16 protein-coding genes are annotated in these 16,671 nt (G+C 41.6%); 12 read left to right on the top strand and 4 right to left on the bottom strand.

Annotated features, from left to right (window positions below):
• Positions 1-186 precede the first annotated feature (186 nt).
• Both BMX50_RS30215 and BMX50_RS30210 read left to right on the top strand, forming a co-directional pair.
• Positions 187-606, top strand: a complete 420-nt coding sequence (locus tag BMX50_RS30215; protein WP_091220172.1) for a nucleoside-diphosphate kinase — start codon at positions 187-189, stop codon at positions 604-606.
• Positions 607-755: 149 nt separating this feature from the next.
• On the top strand, positions 756-953 hold the full coding sequence (locus BMX50_RS30210) for a hypothetical protein (protein ID WP_143065300.1): 198 nt from the start codon (positions 756-758) through the stop codon (positions 951-953).
• Here BMX50_RS30210 and BMX50_RS30205 read toward each other — a convergent pair.
• Complete coding sequence (locus BMX50_RS30205) at positions 940-1,230, bottom strand: DciA family protein (protein ID WP_091220163.1); 291 nt, start codon at positions 1,228-1,230, stop codon at positions 940-942. The genes BMX50_RS30210 and BMX50_RS30205 overlap by 14 nt on opposite strands.
• Complete coding sequence (gene recF / locus BMX50_RS30200) at positions 1,223-2,323, bottom strand: DNA replication/repair protein RecF (RefSeq protein ID WP_091220156.1); 1,101 nt, start codon at positions 2,321-2,323, stop codon at positions 1,223-1,225. Before recF ends, BMX50_RS30205 begins: the two co-directional genes overlap by 8 nt.
• 246 nt (positions 2,324-2,569) lie before the next feature.
• Between recF and BMX50_RS30195 the strand changes: the two genes are divergently transcribed.
• The 6 genes from BMX50_RS30195 to BMX50_RS30170 all read left to right on the top strand — a co-directional run bounded on the left by BMX50_RS30195 (position 2,570) and on the right by BMX50_RS30170 (position 6,913).
• Complete coding sequence (locus BMX50_RS30195; RefSeq protein WP_091220152.1) at positions 2,570-3,247, top strand: tetratricopeptide repeat protein; 678 nt, start codon at positions 2,570-2,572, stop codon at positions 3,245-3,247.
• A gap of 182 nt (positions 3,248-3,429) precedes the next feature.
• Positions 3,430-3,924 carry a 6,7-dimethyl-8-ribityllumazine synthase gene (gene ribH, locus BMX50_RS30190; RefSeq protein ID WP_091220146.1) on the top strand — a complete coding sequence of 165 codons (495 nt, stop codon included), beginning with the start codon at positions 3,430-3,432 and terminating at the stop codon, positions 3,922-3,924.
• Between the two features lie 228 nt (positions 3,925-4,152).
• The gene (gene ytxJ / locus BMX50_RS30185) at positions 4,153-4,482 is read left to right on the top strand and encodes a bacillithiol system redox-active protein YtxJ (protein WP_091220141.1); all 330 of its coding nucleotides are present in this window, start codon (positions 4,153-4,155) and stop codon (positions 4,480-4,482) included.
• Between the two features lie 149 nt (positions 4,483-4,631).
• A complete protein-coding gene (gene lipA, locus BMX50_RS30180) occupies positions 4,632-5,513 on the top strand; it encodes a lipoyl synthase (protein WP_091220137.1) in 882 nt (293 codons plus the stop codon).
• A gap of 24 nt (positions 5,514-5,537) precedes the next feature.
• The gene (locus BMX50_RS30175; RefSeq protein ID WP_091220133.1) at positions 5,538-6,089 is read left to right on the top strand and encodes an RNA polymerase sigma factor; all 552 of its coding nucleotides are present in this window, start codon (positions 5,538-5,540) and stop codon (positions 6,087-6,089) included.
• 2 nt (positions 6,090-6,091) lie between these two features.
• Complete coding sequence (locus tag BMX50_RS30170) at positions 6,092-6,913, top strand: anti-sigma factor (RefSeq protein WP_091220128.1); 822 nt, start codon at positions 6,092-6,094, stop codon at positions 6,911-6,913.
• A gap of 349 nt (positions 6,914-7,262) precedes the next feature.
• Here the strand turns inward: BMX50_RS30170 and BMX50_RS30165 are convergent, their stop codons facing one another.
• Together BMX50_RS30165 and BMX50_RS30160 are read right to left on the bottom strand one after the other, a co-directional pair.
• A complete protein-coding gene (locus tag BMX50_RS30165) occupies positions 7,263-8,768 on the bottom strand; it encodes an NAD(P)H-hydrate dehydratase (RefSeq protein WP_091220121.1) in 1,506 nt (501 codons plus the stop codon).
• A 192-nt stretch (positions 8,769-8,960) separates the two neighbouring features.
• The gene (locus BMX50_RS30160) at positions 8,961-10,460 is read right to left on the bottom strand and encodes a catalase (RefSeq protein WP_091220116.1); all 1,500 of its coding nucleotides are present in this window, start codon (positions 10,458-10,460) and stop codon (positions 8,961-8,963) included.
• Positions 10,461-10,553: 93 nt separating this feature from the next.
• On the opposite strand from BMX50_RS30160, the gene BMX50_RS30155 reads away from it, so the two are divergent.
• From BMX50_RS30155 to BMX50_RS30145, 4 genes are all read left to right on the top strand, one after another.
• Positions 10,554-11,489: a hydrogen peroxide-inducible genes activator gene (locus BMX50_RS30155; RefSeq protein ID WP_091220111.1), complete on the top strand. Its 936-nt coding sequence runs from the start codon at positions 10,554-10,556 to the stop codon at positions 11,487-11,489.
• Positions 11,490-11,729: 240 nt separating this feature from the next.
• A complete protein-coding gene (locus BMX50_RS30150; RefSeq protein WP_091220105.1) occupies positions 11,730-14,180 on the top strand; it encodes a TonB-dependent receptor in 2,451 nt (816 codons plus the stop codon).
• 81 nt (positions 14,181-14,261) lie between these two features.
• Entirely contained in the window at positions 14,262-14,462 is a 201-nt protein-coding gene (locus BMX50_RS34360; RefSeq protein ID WP_143065299.1) for a hypothetical protein, read from the top strand.
• Complete coding sequence (locus BMX50_RS30145) at positions 14,437-16,671, top strand: TonB-dependent receptor (RefSeq protein WP_167668147.1); 2,235 nt, start codon at positions 14,437-14,439, stop codon at positions 16,669-16,671. The genes BMX50_RS34360 and BMX50_RS30145 overlap by 26 nt, the downstream gene beginning before the upstream one ends.

Here is a 16,671-nt window from a genome sequence, read left to right as displayed (position 1 = left end):
AAGAGTTGCAAAGCTAAATAAATAAATGAAATACAAACCATCTAATTTAATTCAAAAAGCTTTATGATACAGTTACAAAAGCCTATTTTTGCCGCAAATTTTAAATATCTGCACAAGTGCGGATTAAAACTAACCCAACAAAGGCAATTAGTTTATTAATAACCCAAAAAAGAAACAATTATTTCAATGAAAACTAACAGAACATTTACTATGATCAAGCCTGATGCTGTTGCTGACGGCCATATCGGTGCTATTTTAGACATTATAACCAAAAACGGCTTCAAAATCGTAGCTCTTAAATACACTAAACTATCTGCAGAAAAAGCCGGACAGTTTTACGAAGTACACAAAGAGCGTCCTTTTTATGCCGGTCTTGTTGAGTTTATGTCATCAGGTCCTATCGTAGCAGCTATCCTTGAAAAAGACAATGCTATTACCGAGTTCCGTACTTTGATTGGCGCTACTAACCCGGCTGATGCTGCTGAAGGTACTATCCGTAACCTTTATGCAAGGTCAATTGGCGAAAATGCTGTTCATGGTTCAGATTCTGACGAAAATGCAGACATCGAAGGAAACTTCTTTTTCTCGGCTTTTGAAAGGTTTTAATTAGCCTTATTTCGGGCGCAATCAGGCAATCAGCGGGTTGCACCCGAAATGTTTACGTTTTTCTTGCAAGTATGGTTACATTTTTTTTAACTTTACATCCGCACCTGAACTGTATTGCATATTTAGAAAAACCGATAACCCAGAACACCATGAAACCACTATTCAAATACATATTTTACGTACTAATACTGGTATTATTGGTTATTGGCTCTATAATGCTTTACAGAACACACCCTGAAGCCCAGCTTGCCTTCACTATTCCCGGCTTGTTCATTCTTGCCTATTCAAAGCTTACCGACGATCTTAAATTGAAACAGCACGGCTTGCGCATGCTTAGAGGAAGATAATCTCTTCGACAATAATACTTTTAGCTTCGTTATTTATCTTTTCAATTATCTGGTTACGCATCAGCATCAGTTCATTTTTTATTACTGATGATTCTATCCGCAGAAATAATTTCTTATCGCGTACAAATAACTCTTTAGTACGGTTAGCTACCGATTTACCAACCAGGCCTGGCCATGCTGTAACCACACCGGTTTCGTCAAAACGCCGTTTGATCTTATATACATTAAGCATTTGCTCAATAGCTTCCTTAAGTGTTTTGTCGTTGGTTTTACGCATCAATCGTTCCTCCCTTTACTTTAAATAGTTTAACCGGTACTCCTATTTTATTAAAAACATTTTCAACACGCTCAACCCCGGTATCGGTTATAAAAACCTGTCCAAAATCATTGTTAGATACCATTTGCATTAACTTGGTAACCCGCCCGTCATCAAGCTTATCAAAAATATCATCAAGTAAAAGTAAGGGCTTAAACCCTTTTTGCTGATACAGGAAAGTATACTGGGCAAGCTTGAGTGCAATCAAAAACGATTTTTGCTGTCCCTGCGATCCAAATTTCTTCATAGCCATGCCGTGTATGTTGAATTGCAGATCGTCTTTATGAATACCGGCAGTAGTACGTTGCAAGGCCTTATCCCTGTCAATGCTTTTCTTTAATAAGTGATCAAAATCATCATTAAGCAATTGCGATTCGTATACCAGTTCAACACGTTCGGCGTTATCACTTAAAAAATCATAATGCCTGTTAAATACGGGCACAAAAGTCTCCATAAAAGCACGTCGCCTTTCAAAAATACGCATACCTGAATCTATCAGTTGCTCATTAATCACTTCAAACAGGCCCACATCATAACGGCCCGAGTCAGCAACCTGCTTTAAAAGCGCATTACGGTTAGTCAGTATCTTATTATAAACAATCAGCTCATCTAAGTAATGGTTATCTGTTTGCGATATCACATTATCAATAAACTTGCGTCGCTCTTCACTCCCCTCCGTTATGATGCTGGTATCGTTCGGTGATATCATAACCAGCGGCAACAGCCCGATATGATCGGCCAGGCGCGGATAATCCTTTTTATTGCGTTTAAACTGTTTTTTCTGATTACGTTTTACCGAACAGGCAACTGCCTCAGACTGGTCATTTTTGTTAAAAACCCCGGTAATGATAAAAAAATCTGCATCCTGCTTAATCTGCTGGCTATCTATCGGGTTAAAATAGCTTTTGCATAACGACAGGTAATGAATGGCATCGAGTAAATTAGTTTTACCTGCACCGTTATTACCCGTAAAAGCATTAACCCCCTCGCTGAAAACCAGTTCGGCCTCATCGTAATTTTTAAAGTTAATAATTGACAGTTGCTGAAGGTGCATGGGATGGCAAATTTACGGTTTTTCCGTTCATTTGTTCACTGGTTCATTAGTTCATTAGTAGGTTAGCGGCAACTTTATCAAACCCATTGCCGTATTTTTGACTTTAAGAAGGCTTGATATCCGACATAAAAGCACTAATGAACTAATGAACCAGTGAACCGATGAACCTCTTTAAAGATTTAATACAAAAGGTATTGCCAGTAAATTTGAAAACCGTATTTTTGCAAACTTAATTTTAGAACAACAATGTCAAAAACCCAGGCGAACACCAAAATTGCAGCACCAGAAAACAATTTTGGTCAGAGTGGCAAATTTGTACGCGAGAACCAAAAAAGCTTACTGTTTATTGTAGGGGCTATTATTGCCCTTATTGCTATTTATTTCATTTACATTAAATTATACTTAGGTCCGCGTGAAGTAACTGCTGCTAACCAAATGTATAAAGCGCAGGATTTTTGGCAACAAAAAAACTGGGATAAAGCTATTAAAGGTGATGCCGGTTTCCCTGGTTTTGAAAAGATCATCAGCGACTACAGCAATACCAAAGCTGCTAACCTTGCTTATTTTTATTTAGGTACAGCTTATTTAAACAAAGGTGATTACCGTAAAGCTATTGATAACCTTACCAACTACCGCGGTGACGACAACATGTTAGCAGCCGAAGCCTTTGGCAGCACCGGCGACGCTTATGTTGAACTGAAAGATTACGAAAAAGCAGAAACTTATTTCAGCAAAGCTGCTGATAAAGCAAAAAATAAATTTTTATCTCCGCTTTACCTTAAAAAGTTGGGTTTAACTTACGAAGCTCAGAAAAACAACAAAGATGCGGCTGAAGCATACAAGAGAATAAAAACTGAATATCCTGAAAGCGCAGAGGCTCAAAATATCGACGAATATATAGCCCGCGCCGAAGCAAAACAATAATTTTAATATCGGATTTCGGATGTTCGATTTCGGATTTATGAAGTAGTGATATTACAACTTACATAATTCAGAGATCGAACATTTTTTATTTATGGCCTTTTATTTACATATGTGCCATAAGCTAAATCCGAAATTCGAAATAAAAAATATCCGAAATCGAAATTCCCAAATCCGAAATCAAAATGGCTACCCATCTTAAAAACCTTTCCGACTTTTCGAATACCGAAATACCATCAGCAGCACCATACCGTTTTGGCATAGTTGTAGCCGAATGGAATGCCGAAATTACCAATGCTCTTTACCAGGGCGCATATCAAAGCCTGGTAAGTAATGGTGCACTGGCCGAAAACATTTTTTCATACCAGGTGCCCGGCAGCTTTGAACTTACATCTGGTGCCGAACTATTGTTTAAAAAAGGTGGTCTTGATGCGGTTATTTGTCTGGGCTGTGTAATTCAGGGCGAAACAAGGCATTTTGATTTTATTTGTGATGCAGTGGCAAACGGCGTAAGCAATGTTGCTATAAAGTATTCAAAACCTGTTATATTTGGCGTATTAACTACTGATAATCAGCAACAGGCTATTGACAGGGCCGGCGGCAAACATGGCAACAAAGGCGATGAGGCAGCTATCACCGCAATCAAAATGGCCGCCCTTGCTGAAACATTAAACAGTTAAAACCCGTTAAAGCAGTTAATTTAGCTCAATATGAAAAAATTAGTTTATATAGCACTTATAGCCGCAGCAGTTGCAACAGTATCATCCTGCTCAAATAAATTATGCCCGGCTTACGGTTCATATCCTAAAACAGGTCGTTAACAGATAATTGTCATTTTTAAACCTGCTTAAACACACTACACAGTTTTTGTGTTATAATTACGTTATAGCATTTTAACTATTAATAATATGAACTGGATTTCGTTGGAGACGGCCGATCAGCTAATGGCGATCAAACAACAAGAAGGCTATAGCCTTATATTTAAACATAGTACGCGCTGCTCCATCAGCATGATGGCCAAAAGGCGTTTTGAGCTTGACTGGGATAATCTTCCCGAAAATATGCCTCTTTACTTTTTAGACCTGATCAAATATCGCGACCTGTCAAACCAGGTGGCACAACTATTCCAGGTACACCATGAATCGCCTCAGCTGCTACTGATAAAAGATGGCGAATGCATCCTTGACCAATCGCACAGTGGCATCTCTGTTGATGAAACGTTAGAAGTATTAAATTAATTTTGTTCATGGATCATAATTCATGGTTCATGGGTTCATAAAGTATTAGTGTTAGCACGTTACAGCAAATGATCATTTTGCAGTCATTTGCTGCTACTATGAACTATGAACCATTCCCCATCAACTAAATATTTAACTACATTTGCATTATGATAGAATTGCCGGTAGTTCCTGCTGTTAGTCAGCCCGTACGCAAGCCCGATTGGCTTAGGGTTAAACTTCCTACAGGAAAAGAATATGCTCATGTTCGCAGCCTGGTTGATACCCATAAGCTGCACACTATATGCGAAAGTGGTAATTGCCCCAATATGGGCGAGTGCTGGGGAGCCGGTACAGCTACTTTCATGATCCTTGGTAACATTTGTACCCGTTCGTGTTCGTTTTGTGCTGTTGCAACGGGCAGGCCTTTAGCTGTTGATGTTGATGAGCCAAACCGCGTAGCAACCTCGGTACAATTAATGCAGGTAAAACATTGTGTTATTACCTCGGTCGACCGCGACGATTTAAAAGATGGAGGTTCTATCATTTGGGCCGAGACCATCAATGCTATCCGCCGTCAAAGCCCTGATACTACTTTAGAAACCCTGCTGCCTGATTTCAAAGGCAATTGGGACAACCTTGCCCGTGTTTTGGAAACCAGGCCCGAGGTAGTATCACACAACCTGGAAACTGTAAGGCGCCTTACCAAAGAGGTGCGGATACAGGCAAAATACGACCGCAGCCTTGAAGCCCTGAAGCACATTTCAGAAGCGGGCTTACGTACAAAATCGGGCATCATGCTGGGTTTGGGTGAAACTGAAGACGACGTACTGGAAGCGATGGATGATTTGCTTGCGGCCGGCGTACATATCCTTACGTTAGGGCAATACTTACAACCTACACGCAACCACCACCCGGTGATAGACTGGATCCACCCCGATCAGTTTGCCCGTTACAAACAATTTGGACTTGATAAAGGTTTTAGATATGTGGAAAGCGGCCCGTTGGTTCGCTCATCCTATCATGCAGAAAAACATCTGTTTGAAATGTGATAATTCCTTTATATCTTCACTACGTTGAGTAAAAAACGAAAAATATCGCTGTCGGAAGAAGAACTGGTGCTATCCCTGCAGCACCGGGAAAAAATTGCCGTTGAAGCTTTATATGATATGTATTCTGCCTCGTTATTCGGGGTAATATCACGCATTATAAATGACACCGCTATTGCCGAAGATGTTTTACAGGAAACTTTTGTAAAAATCTGGCATTCCTTTTCAAGCTACAGTACTGAAAAAGGCCGTTTATTTACCTGGATGGTTAATATCGCACGCAACCTTGCGATAGATAAGATCAGATCAAAAGATTTTAAAAATCAAAACAAAAACCAGGAGATTGAAAATAACGTAACTTTCATTGACGAGCAAAGAAATACAGTTTACAAGCCTGAATTAACGGGAGTTAAGGATTTAGTGCAAACACTAAAACCTGAACAAAAGCTGATTATTGATCTGGTATATTTTAAAGGTTATACCCACGTGGAAGCTGCCGAAGAATTGGGCATTCCGTTGGGCACCATTAAAACCAGGTTACGGATGGCTATCCAGGAACTCAGAAAACATTTTAATTGAAAGTGGAAGATTTAAAAGCATATATAGAATCAGGGATACTGGAACTTTACGTTTTGGGGGATGTAACCTCAGCCGAAAAGTTACAGGTTGAAGAGATGGCTTCAAAGCATCCGGCTATTAAGGCTGAGCTGGATGAAATTGAGCGCTCAATAGAACTGTATGCTGAAGAAAATGCCATTGAACCATCTGAACAATTACGTAACCGTATATTAGGCAGCTTACTTACCAACTTTGGCGACGACAATAACTTTCCTACACAAACGCACGTAGAACGTGAAAACGTTGTTGTTATGCAGCCGGGAAAAGAAACCAATTTTTATAAATATGCATTTGCAGCCTGTCTTGCTTTATTAATAGCAAGCGCCGTGGCGTTGTATAATCTTTATAACCGTCTTAACGATACAAACACGCAGCTAAATGCCATGCAGGTTCAAAACCAGCATTTCAGCACTACAGTTAGCGCAAAGGATAATGAGCTGAACCTGTTAAGGGATACTTCATACAAACTGATCCACCTGAAAGGTACTGCTAAATCGCCTGAATCAATAATGACTGTGGCCTTTAGCCCATCTAAACAAAAAGTGGTTATTGACATGGGAAGCCTTAAACTCCCTGCAAATGATAAAACCCATCAATACCAGCTTTGGGCATTGGTAGGCGGCAAACCGGTTGACCTGGGTGTATTTGATTCGACAGTAGATTCAAGTGGATTTAAGAACATGAAAGCAATAGCCTCTGCCGACGCCTTTGCAGTAACACTGGAACCAAGAGGCGGCAGTGCGAGCCCAACATTATCAGAAATGATGGTGCTCGGCAAATACTAAAGCGATTAAAAAGGCGCCGAAAAGTGCCTAAAAATAAAAAAGCTTACATTTTTTTCAGATTTATTCCGAAAACGATGTAAGCTTTTTGTTTTTTATCCGTTAGGTACTTATATTTCGTGTAAACCTAATGTGCACTGAATAAATAATTTAACATATCTTTAACGAAAACCAAAACCAATTATTAGTTTTTTTGTAACTAATAAGTACGTGTAAGCGTCTTATGAATAGTTAGGAAATAAAACGAGAAAGAAAACCTAAAAATCCTAACCCCCAGATTTGAGTATTTAGTTCTTTATAAGATCAGTTAATAGTTAATTAAAACGGCTGTATGATACTTGCAGCCGTTTTTTTATGCCCTTAATTTTGCCATGGTAACCGGCAATTGCATAATAAGCTTACCCGGCAAAACTACGTGCATCCGGTTTGGCAGCGCCAACTCGTCTCCCGCTTTACCATGAATATAAGCACCAATGATACATGCCTGCTGAGGTGAGTATTTCTGTCCGAGTAATGCAGCTATAATTCCTGTAAGCACATCGCCCATTCCCCCACTTGCCATGGCAGCATTTCCGGATGAATTAAAATAAGCCGTACCATCAGGTGTGGCAACAATGGTGTAATCATTTTTGAGCAGGATACACAGATTTAGTTCCTTCGCTTTCTTTAACGCAGTTTGCAGTCGTTGCCACCAGTTGGTATGTTCACCAAAAAGCCTATCAAACTCTTTCATGTGCGGGGTTAGTATACTTCCGGCAGGTAATTCTTTTAACAATTCCTTATTTTCGGCAAGCAGGTTCAACGCATCAGCATCGATGACCATTGGCTTTTTATAGCTTTTGACGATAGCTTTTAAGAGTGATAACGAGTCATCATCTTTGCCTAAGCCGGGCCCAACGGCTATCGAACTAAATTTATCCCATTCAATATCGGGCAGTTGATTACCACTCCTTACTATGGCCATAATTTCAGGGAGATAACTATTAAGTGCTGTTAAACCGCCTTCGGGAATGCAGGCTGTTGTAAGGCCAGCCCCGGCATGTGCAGCTGCTGATGAGCTTAGCAACGCTGCTCCCATAGTTTTAGCTTGCCCCGCAACAATCAGCGCATGCCCATAAGTTCCTTTATTACTGAAACGGCGCCGGGGTTTCAGCATTTGCCGGATATCTTTTTCTTCAACAAACTGATACGGTGAATGCAGCCCTTGTACAAATTTTTCGCTGATGCCAATATTTACTGCTTCCCAGCAATTGATGTAAGGGGCAGATTCCGGTAACAGAAAATTGATCTTGGGTTGTTGAAAGGTAATTACCAGGTCGGCTTTTATTGCGATTGCATCTTTAGCAACCTCTCCTTCCGAAAAGAAACCAGTAGGCACATCAACGGCAACAACCGTGCGTTCAAGACCATTGATATATTTAACCAGCCTTTCGTAGTCGCCGGAAAGCGGTTTGTTTAAGCCGCTGCCAAGCAAGGCATCGATGATTACCTGACTGTCATCAGCCAGAATTTCTTCGCCTTTGGCAAGTTCAGATAACTTTACACATGTTTTTTTGATCCTTTGCAGGTTGGTATTAAAATCATCCGATACTTTGCCCGAAAACCTTGCAACAACAACATTCAGTTTGTTGTAATGATGCTCGCAAAGCAAGCGGGCAATAGCCAACCCGTCGCCGCCGTTATTACCGGTTCCGCAATAAAACGTTATGCCCTGATTTCTATCGGGGAAATGGTTAGCAAACCAACCAACAAAAGCCCGTGAGGCACGTTCCATCAGGTCGACGGAGGATATCGGTTCATTGGCAATGGTATAGGCATCGCCCTCTCGAATTTGTTCGGCAATTAATAAAGGAAGCATATATCCTAAAGTAAGGATTTATAGAATTTGTTTGAGGAGAAAATATCGGAAGACCGGGCAACCTTTAAAGCAACTTAATTATATCTAAAAATCCATCAATCAAAATTATCCCAACAAAAGGAAAAACAAGCTGATTCACAAAACAAAAAGGCGGCCGATACCGGCCGCCCTTAATTATTAGAACAGTAGGGGTTAAACAGTTTGAGGCATTTGCTTCATGGTTTCGGCCAAATCAAGTTCGAGGCCTTTGGCAACAGCCATACCTAAATTGATATCGGCCCTAAACCAGTGACAAAGCTGCCGGTTAACGATCATATCCTTTTTAGGCCCATCAATACCGCTCATTGAATTTACGATATTGGCGATCAGGTCTTTCTTTTGCTGGGCATCCATCAGGCGGTAAAGGTCGCCAGGTTGGGTATAATGATCATTTTCGCCTTCAGCGTTGCGATCATACCAATCACCTACCGGGCTGCCAAAATCCCAGGCTGGTTCTTTATAGCTTTGATCAACTTCAATATCATCAAAACTATTAGGGAAATAGTTAGGGCTTGAACCTCCGTTGCCGTTAACAGTCATCTGGCCGTCGCGCTGATAATTACTTACCAGGTAAGGGCATTTGTTTACCGGGATTTGTTCATAGTTGCCCCCTAAGCGGTAACGATGTGCATCCGGGTAGGAAAGAATGCGCCCCTGCAGCATTTTATCGGGCGAATAGCCTACACCATCAATAACATGTGCCGGTGCAAATGCCGCTTGTTCAACATGGGCAAAATAGTTATCAGGGTTCTCATTTAATTCCAATACCCCTACGTCAATCAACGGATAATCGGCATGCGGCCACACTTTAGTTAAATCGAACGGATTGATGTGGTATGTTTTAGCATCCGCTTCCGGCATCACCTGTATCTTAAGTGTCCATTTAGGGAAGTCGCCGTTATCAATGGCTGTTAGCAAGTCATGTTGTGCAAAATCGGGATTTTTACCGCGCATTTCGCCGGCTTCGGCATCGGTAAAGTTTTTAATGCCCTGCTGGGTTTTAAAGTGGAATTTAACCCAAAACCTTTCATTGCCGGCATTAATAAACGAGAACGTATGGCTGCCGAAGCCATCCATGTGGCGATAGCCGTAAGGAGTACCGCGGTCGCTCATTAAAATAGTTACCTGGTGTAAACTTTCGGGGTTCAATGACCAAAAATCCCACACCATGGTTGCGCTTTTACAATTGGTATATGGATCGCGTTTTTGGGTATGAATAAAGTCACCGAATTTCTTGGGATCTTTTATAAAAAACACAGGCGTATTGTTACCAACCAAATCCCAGTTGCCGTCTTCGGTATAAAATTTAATGGCAAAACCACGTGGGTCGCGTTCTGTATCTGCCGAACCTTTTTCGCCGCCTACGGTAGAAAAACGCAGGAATAATTTGGTTTGCTTACCTATTGTGTTAAATATTTTGGCGCGGGTATATTTTGAAATATCGTGGGTAACAGTAAACGTACCATAAGCACCAGACCCTTTAGCGTGAACCACGCGTTCAGGAATCCTTTCGCGGTTAAAATGCGCCATTTTTTCATGCAGAATAAAGTCCTGTAACAATATCGGCCCGCGCGGACCGGCAGTCATGGAGTTTTCATTTTCTACATAAGGTTTACCCGATGCAGTGGTCAGTTTCTTTTTATTTGTTTCCATATTTAGTTGCGTTTGATAATTCAAACCTCACGAAAATATTTCAATAGAAAAAATCAATAATTATTATCTTTACATAGTATTTATCTATATTACATGACTATTACACAACTGGAGTATATTGTGGCTGTTGATACTTATCGCAGCTTTGTTTTGGCGGCCGAAAAGTGTTTTGTTACCCAGCCAACTTTGAGTATGCAGGTACAAAAGCTGGAAGACACGCTTGGCGTTAAGATCTTTGACCGGAGCAAACAACCTGTAGTACCTACCGAAATAGGAGTTGAAATAATTAGCCAGGCACGTGTCATGTTATCCGAAAGTGAAAAGATTAAAGAGATCATTTCCGACAGGCAAAAGGAACTTTCGGGCGAATTAAAAGTTGGCATTATCCCTACCGTTTCGCCTTATATATTACCAAAGATCATTCACGGTTTTATTGAAAAATATCCGCAGGTAAAACTCATTGTATGGGAACAAACCACTGAAGAGATCATTCAACAACTAAAACTGGGCATGCTTGATTGCGGTATCCTCTCTACCCCGCTGCATGAAAGCAACCTGACCGAGATCCCTGTATTTTATGAAAACTTTGTAGCCTATGTATCCAAAAACAGCAGGCTCTCAAAAAAGAAAAACATTGTTCCGGATGATATAGACATGGAGGAGATCTGGATATTGAACGAAGGCCATTGCATGCGCGAGCAGGTATTGAACATTTGCCAGCGACGTAAATCAACCAAAGGCTTTCAGCATTTTGAATACAATACCGGCAGCGTTGAAACCCTTAAACGCATGGTTGACCAAAATAACGGAGCTACCATATTACCTGAACTCGCCCTGTCTGAATTGAGCGACAAGCAGCTGGATAAAGTACGCTATTTTAAATCGCCAGAGCCAGCCCGCGAGGTAAGCATTGTTATACAACGCAACTTTTTAAAACGCCGCATGATCGAGGCATTAAAAGCCGAGATCCTTGAGTTTGTACCTAAACGCATGAAAAGTAAAAAGAAAAAAGAAGTGATGGATATTTAGGTGTTTACCAGTTCAGTCCGCCAGACTTACGAAGTTTTAAAAACTTCGTAAGTTTTTTCTTTCTTCTCTTTTGAGCTATTTCCATATTGGAAACAGTTGCCTTTGCAATACAAACTATCCTACATAATCCACTGTATAACAGAGCTTAAACCACATCTATTTAGATTTATTATAAATAATTTGCATCGTAACGCCTGCCTGATTACTTTTGCGCAATTATTTATATTTAGTCTAAATAAAATGGATCAATCCCAACTATCTTTCCAAAAGATATTTCTTCTCTCATTTTTTTCAATTCTGCTGCTTATCAATACAATTCCCGCACTTGCGCAGCAAACTAAAGGAACAATCAAAGGTCATGTAGGCATTCAGGGCGACGGTCCGGCCGAAAACGTTTCCGTTTCATTAAAAGGAACCAAATACGGAACCATCACTAATGAAAACGGAGACTTTACATTAAGAGTACCTCAAGGCACATATATTATTGTGATATCCCAGGTGGGTAGCAAAAGCCAGGAAACCCCTGTTGAGCTTGCAGCCGGGCAAACTGTTGTGTTACCAAAATTCACTGTAAACAATGCTACCAATAACCTGCAGGAGGTAAGCGTAAGCGGCAATAAGGTAAATAAGTTTAAACGCACTAAAAGCCAGGATGTGGCTAAAATGCCGTTAAATAACTTAGAAAACCCACAAGTTTATACTACTGTAAGTAAAGAGCTGATACTGGAACAAGCAGTATTTTCTGCAGACGACGCTATAAAAAACTCACCTGGAATTACCAAATTATGGACTCCAACTAATCGTACAGGTGACGGAGGTTCGTACTTTACACTACGTGGTTTCCCTGTGCAGGCAAAATTAAGAAATGGCTTAAGCGGCAACATATCAAATGCTGCCGATGCCGCTAATCTTGAAAAACTTGAAGTGATCAAGGGCCCATCGGGCACCCTGTACGGTAGCAGCCTTGTATCTTATGGCGGCTTACTGAACAGAGTAACCAAAAAACCATTCGATGCCGAAGCCGGCGAAATAAGCTACTCTTTTGGCAGTTATTCATTTAACCGGGCAAGCATTGATTATAATACGCCTATTGACCAGGAAAAGAAAGCACTGTTACGCATTAATTCAGCATATACCAACGCAGGGAGTTTCCAGGACGTAGGCATCAACAAAAGCTTTGTATTTGACCCAAGCTTTTCTTACAAAGTTAATGACCGCCTGAATTTATCATTCGAGGCCGAAATAAGCCACACCAGGAGTACTACCCCTCCTATATTCTACTTTGGCTCAACCATTGCCGATCTGGGGGTAACACGTGCAGATCAGCTGAATATTGATTATAAAAGAGCTTACCAGTCAAACGATCTGGTACAAACTTCAGATAATGCCAACTTTTTTGCGCAGGCTGATTATAAAATTTCTGATCAATGGCACTCGCAAACCAGCATCAGCACAACTCATAGCAGTGGTGACGGGCCCGAGCCTTATTTTTACCTGCTTGCCGGTAATAACAGCATTTCACGCAATGTATGGGACGTTACCGGTAACACCAACACCTTGCAAATTCAGCAAAACTTTACCGGCGACTTCAAACTTGGCAAGTTAAGAAACCGCATCGTGGCCGGCCTTGATTTCCTTAACGAAAAATCAAACATTAAATACACCGACCCAAATAACGGAAGCGACGCATTTGATGTTATCAACATAACCGGCCCTATCCCGGCTTATAACCACTTTAACAAAGCCAAAGTCGACTCGTTGTTTCAAAATGTTCCCGTAACAAGCTCTTACAGCCGTTATAACAATTACACTTACAGTGCATATGCATCTGATGTGCTGAACATAACTGACAACCTGTTGGCTATGGCAAGTTTGAGGGTTGACCACTTTGTTACCAAATCCATCAATGACCCGGTAAGCGGCACATCAACTCAAGGTTATAACCAAACTACTTTATCGCCCAAATTCGGTCTGGTTTACCAGGTTGTAAAAGATAAAGTATCTCTATTTGGTAACTACATGAATGGCTTTAGCAATCCGGGCTATTACCTGGCTTATGATGCCGCATCTAACTCAAATGCATCTAAACTGTTTAAATCTGAGCAGGCAAACCAATGGGAAGGTGGCGTTAAGATCGACATTTTCGATGGCAAACTGAGCAGTACCATCAGCTACTATGATATCAGCGTTAAAAACAAAGTAAGGGCCGATGCAGCTCACGCCAACGCTTACGTACAGGATGGCACCCAAAAAAGCAAAGGCATCGAAGCCGAAGTAATAGCCAATCCTTTTAAAGGCTTTAACATCATTGCCGGTTATGCACATAATAACAGCCTGATGGAAAAATCAGGAGATTATGACAATGGCCGCAGACCACAAACTGCCGGCCCGGCAAATTCGGCCAACCTTTGGTTAAGCTATACCCTTACCGCCGGTCAGGTTAAAGGGCTGGGCATTGGTTTTGGCGGTAACTACTCTGGCGATAACCAGGTTATCAACAACTCATACAACGGCGTGTTTACCCTTCCATCATTCACCGTGTTAAACACCGGAGTTTTTTACAATAAAGAAAAATATCGCTTTGCGCTGAATGTAAATAACCTCACCAATAAAGAGTACTGGATCGGTTACACTACAGTTAGTCCGCAAATGTTACGTCAGATCATCGGCAGCGTAGCCTTTAAATTTTAACAACATTGCCTGAAGCCGGTGCAACAGCGTGCCGGCTTCAAGCTTAAACACCCCATATCAATCACATTAACCCCAAACACAATGTCAAAACCTTTACGCATATTTGACAAACTATCATCCCTTTTATTATGGATGGTTTTGCTGATTGTTAATATCAGCCCCGCCCTGGCCGACATTAAACCGGGCACCATTACCGGAACCATTACCACTGCCGACGGCCAAACCGTTCCCGGTGTTACCGTAAACCTTAAAGGTGGTGGCATTGCTAACTGTTACCAATGAAAGCGGACGATTTACATTCAACAAAGTAAAGCCGGGCACCTATACCATCAAAGCAACATTCGTTGGTTTAGCCCCTGAAGAAAAAACAGTTGAACTGGCCGATGGACAGCGTACTACCGTAAACTTTATGCTGCGCGAAAACGCCAATCAAATTGGTGAGGTTTTGATTTCGGGCCGCAAACAAAAATATAAGATCGACGACCCTTCACCCAGCCTGAGGTTAAACGAGCCCTTACTTGAGGTAGCACAGAATATCCAGGTAGTATCTTCTGATCAGATCAAAGATCAGCAGATCTTTAACATGCTTGAAGGTGTATCACGCAACGTGAGCGGTTTAACTATGCAGGAGCACTGGGGCAACTATGCCCGTGTAAACGCCCGCGGCGACAGGTTAGCACCATTCCGCAACGGTATGAATATCGAAGCCACCTGGGGCCCGCTTACCGAGGATATGTCGTTTGTTGACCGTATTGAATTTGTGAAAGGTCCTGCCGCTTTCATGCTGGCTAATGGCAACCCATCAGGTTTTTATAACGTTGTTACTAAAAAGCCTACCGGTACTACCAGTCAGGCATTCAATTTCACGGCAGGCAGCTTTAACAGCTACCGCGCCACTGCCGATTTTGACGGTGTACTTACCAAAGATGGCAAACTACAATACCGTCTTAACTTAATGGGACAAATGTCAAAATCATGGAGGCCTTATGATTTCACTAACAGAACGGCTATTGCCCCTGTACTGCGCTACAAATTCGACAGCAAAAATACCCTGACTGCTGAGTATACTTATCAGTACCAGCGCATGAACGCATTTGGTACGGCCTACCTGTTCTCTACCGATGGCTATGCGACATTACCGCGTAATTTTACCAATGCACCTTCAAATTCGCCATCATCAGGCATACAGGACCAAAGCGCATTCTTAACCTATGAACACGCTTTTAACAGCAAGTGGAAAGTTACCGCGCAGGGGGCTTACTTTTACTACAAACAAACCGCATACAGCTATTGGATAAACAGCATCAACTCCAACGGTGATATTGACCGTAACCTTGGTCTATGGGATGCTGTTAACAAAAACAAATTTGCCCAGGCCTTTTTAAATGGAGAGTTTAATACCGGTAAAGTTGTTCACCGTTTGTTAGGCGGTGTTGATATTGGTGATAAATATTATATTCCCGACTATCTTCAATCAGGTTCGCTTGATCCCGATTCAACAAAACTTTTCAATATTCATCATCCAAACAACGGCCCTGTTACTTTACCTACGTTTGACAGGTCGACCCCGCTTAGCGTGCGTGGCGCAGGCTCTGTATCTACCGAAAAATACCAATCATTTTATGCACAGGATGAGTTAGGTTTCTTTGATCAGAAACTACGCCTAACCATCGCCGCCCGCTATACTCATGCCACCACTACCGATCCTTATGCCGGCAATACCAACGACAGAAAATTTACGCCCCGTGTTGGCCTAAGTTATAGCATCGACCCTAACACAAGTGCTTATGCTGTATATGACCAATCGTTTGTACCACAAACAGGCAGAATATTCGGCGGAGAAAAAGTTAAGCCTATCACCGGCAATAACATGGAGCTTGGTTTAAAACGCGATTGGTTTGGCGGCAAATGGAACACAACATTATCTGCTTACCAGATCTTGAAAAATAACCAGCTGGTAACTGATCCCGATAAACATGGAGAATCGGCGGCAAATTATGTACTGCAGTTAGGTCAAACTAAAACTAAAGGTATCGAGTTTGACGCCCGCGGCGAGATCATAACCGGCCTGAGCCTGATGGTTAACTATGCTTATACTGATTCGAAGATATCTAAGGATACCGATCCTACAAATGTTGGCAACCCTGTTCCCGGCTTTGCAAAACATGTTACCAATGCCTGGTTAACTTACCGTTTACAGCAAGGCAGCCTGAAAGGTTTAGGATTTTCAACCGGCTACCAGTGGCAGCTTGACCGTTTACCATGGAGCCTTGGTACAGGCACTTCCGATCTGCCAAACTATTTCCGTTTAGATGCAGGTGCATCGTACCAGATCAAAAAGGTGAGTTTTGCGTTAAATGTAAACAACGTACTTAACGCATATCTTTATTCAGGTGGCCACGAGGGTGTAAGTACTGATGGAAAAACCATTTACAGTTGGCAGGCCGAAGCACCAACAAACGTACGTTTAAGCATCGGCTATAAATTTTAA

The sequence above is a fragment of the Mucilaginibacter gossypiicola genome, from assembly GCF_900110105.1.
In the GTDB taxonomy this organism is placed as follows: domain Bacteria; phylum Bacteroidota; class Bacteroidia; order Sphingobacteriales; family Sphingobacteriaceae; genus Mucilaginibacter; species Mucilaginibacter gossypiicola.
Note: the sequence above shows the minus strand (reverse complement) of the source record. Positions and strands in the feature narration are given on the sequence as shown.

Coding starts and splice junctions, on each gene's coding strand:
- BMX50_RS30155 (WP_091220111.1), top strand. CDS start 10,554: ATGACTATTACACAACTGGAGTATATTGTGGCTGTTGATACTTATCGC.
- ribH (WP_091220146.1), top strand. CDS start 3,430: ATGGCTACCCATCTTAAAAACCTTTCCGACTTTTCGAATACCGAAATA.
- lipA (WP_091220137.1), top strand. CDS start 4,632: ATGATAGAATTGCCGGTAGTTCCTGCTGTTAGTCAGCCCGTACGCAAG.
- BMX50_RS30210 (WP_143065300.1), top strand. CDS start 756: ATGAAACCACTATTCAAATACATATTTTACGTACTAATACTGGTATTA.
- BMX50_RS34360 (WP_143065299.1), top strand. CDS start 14,262: ATGTCAAAACCTTTACGCATATTTGACAAACTATCATCCCTTTTATTA.
- ytxJ (WP_091220141.1), top strand. CDS start 4,153: ATGAACTGGATTTCGTTGGAGACGGCCGATCAGCTAATGGCGATCAAA.
- BMX50_RS30160 (WP_091220116.1), bottom strand. CDS start 10,460: ATGGAAACAAATAAAAAGAAACTGACCACTGCATCGGGTAAACCTTAT.
- BMX50_RS30165 (WP_091220121.1), bottom strand. CDS start 8,768: ATGCTTCCTTTATTAATTGCCGAACAAATTCGAGAGGGCGATGCCTAT.
- BMX50_RS30195 (WP_091220152.1), top strand. CDS start 2,570: ATGTCAAAAACCCAGGCGAACACCAAAATTGCAGCACCAGAAAACAAT.
- BMX50_RS30205 (WP_091220163.1), bottom strand. CDS start 1,230: ATGCGTAAAACCAACGACAAAACACTTAAGGAAGCTATTGAGCAAATG.
- BMX50_RS30215 (WP_091220172.1), top strand. CDS start 187: ATGAAAACTAACAGAACATTTACTATGATCAAGCCTGATGCTGTTGCT.
- recF (WP_091220156.1), bottom strand. CDS start 2,323: ATGCACCTTCAGCAACTGTCAATTATTAACTTTAAAAATTACGATGAG.
- BMX50_RS30150 (WP_091220105.1), top strand. CDS start 11,730: ATGGATCAATCCCAACTATCTTTCCAAAAGATATTTCTTCTCTCATTT.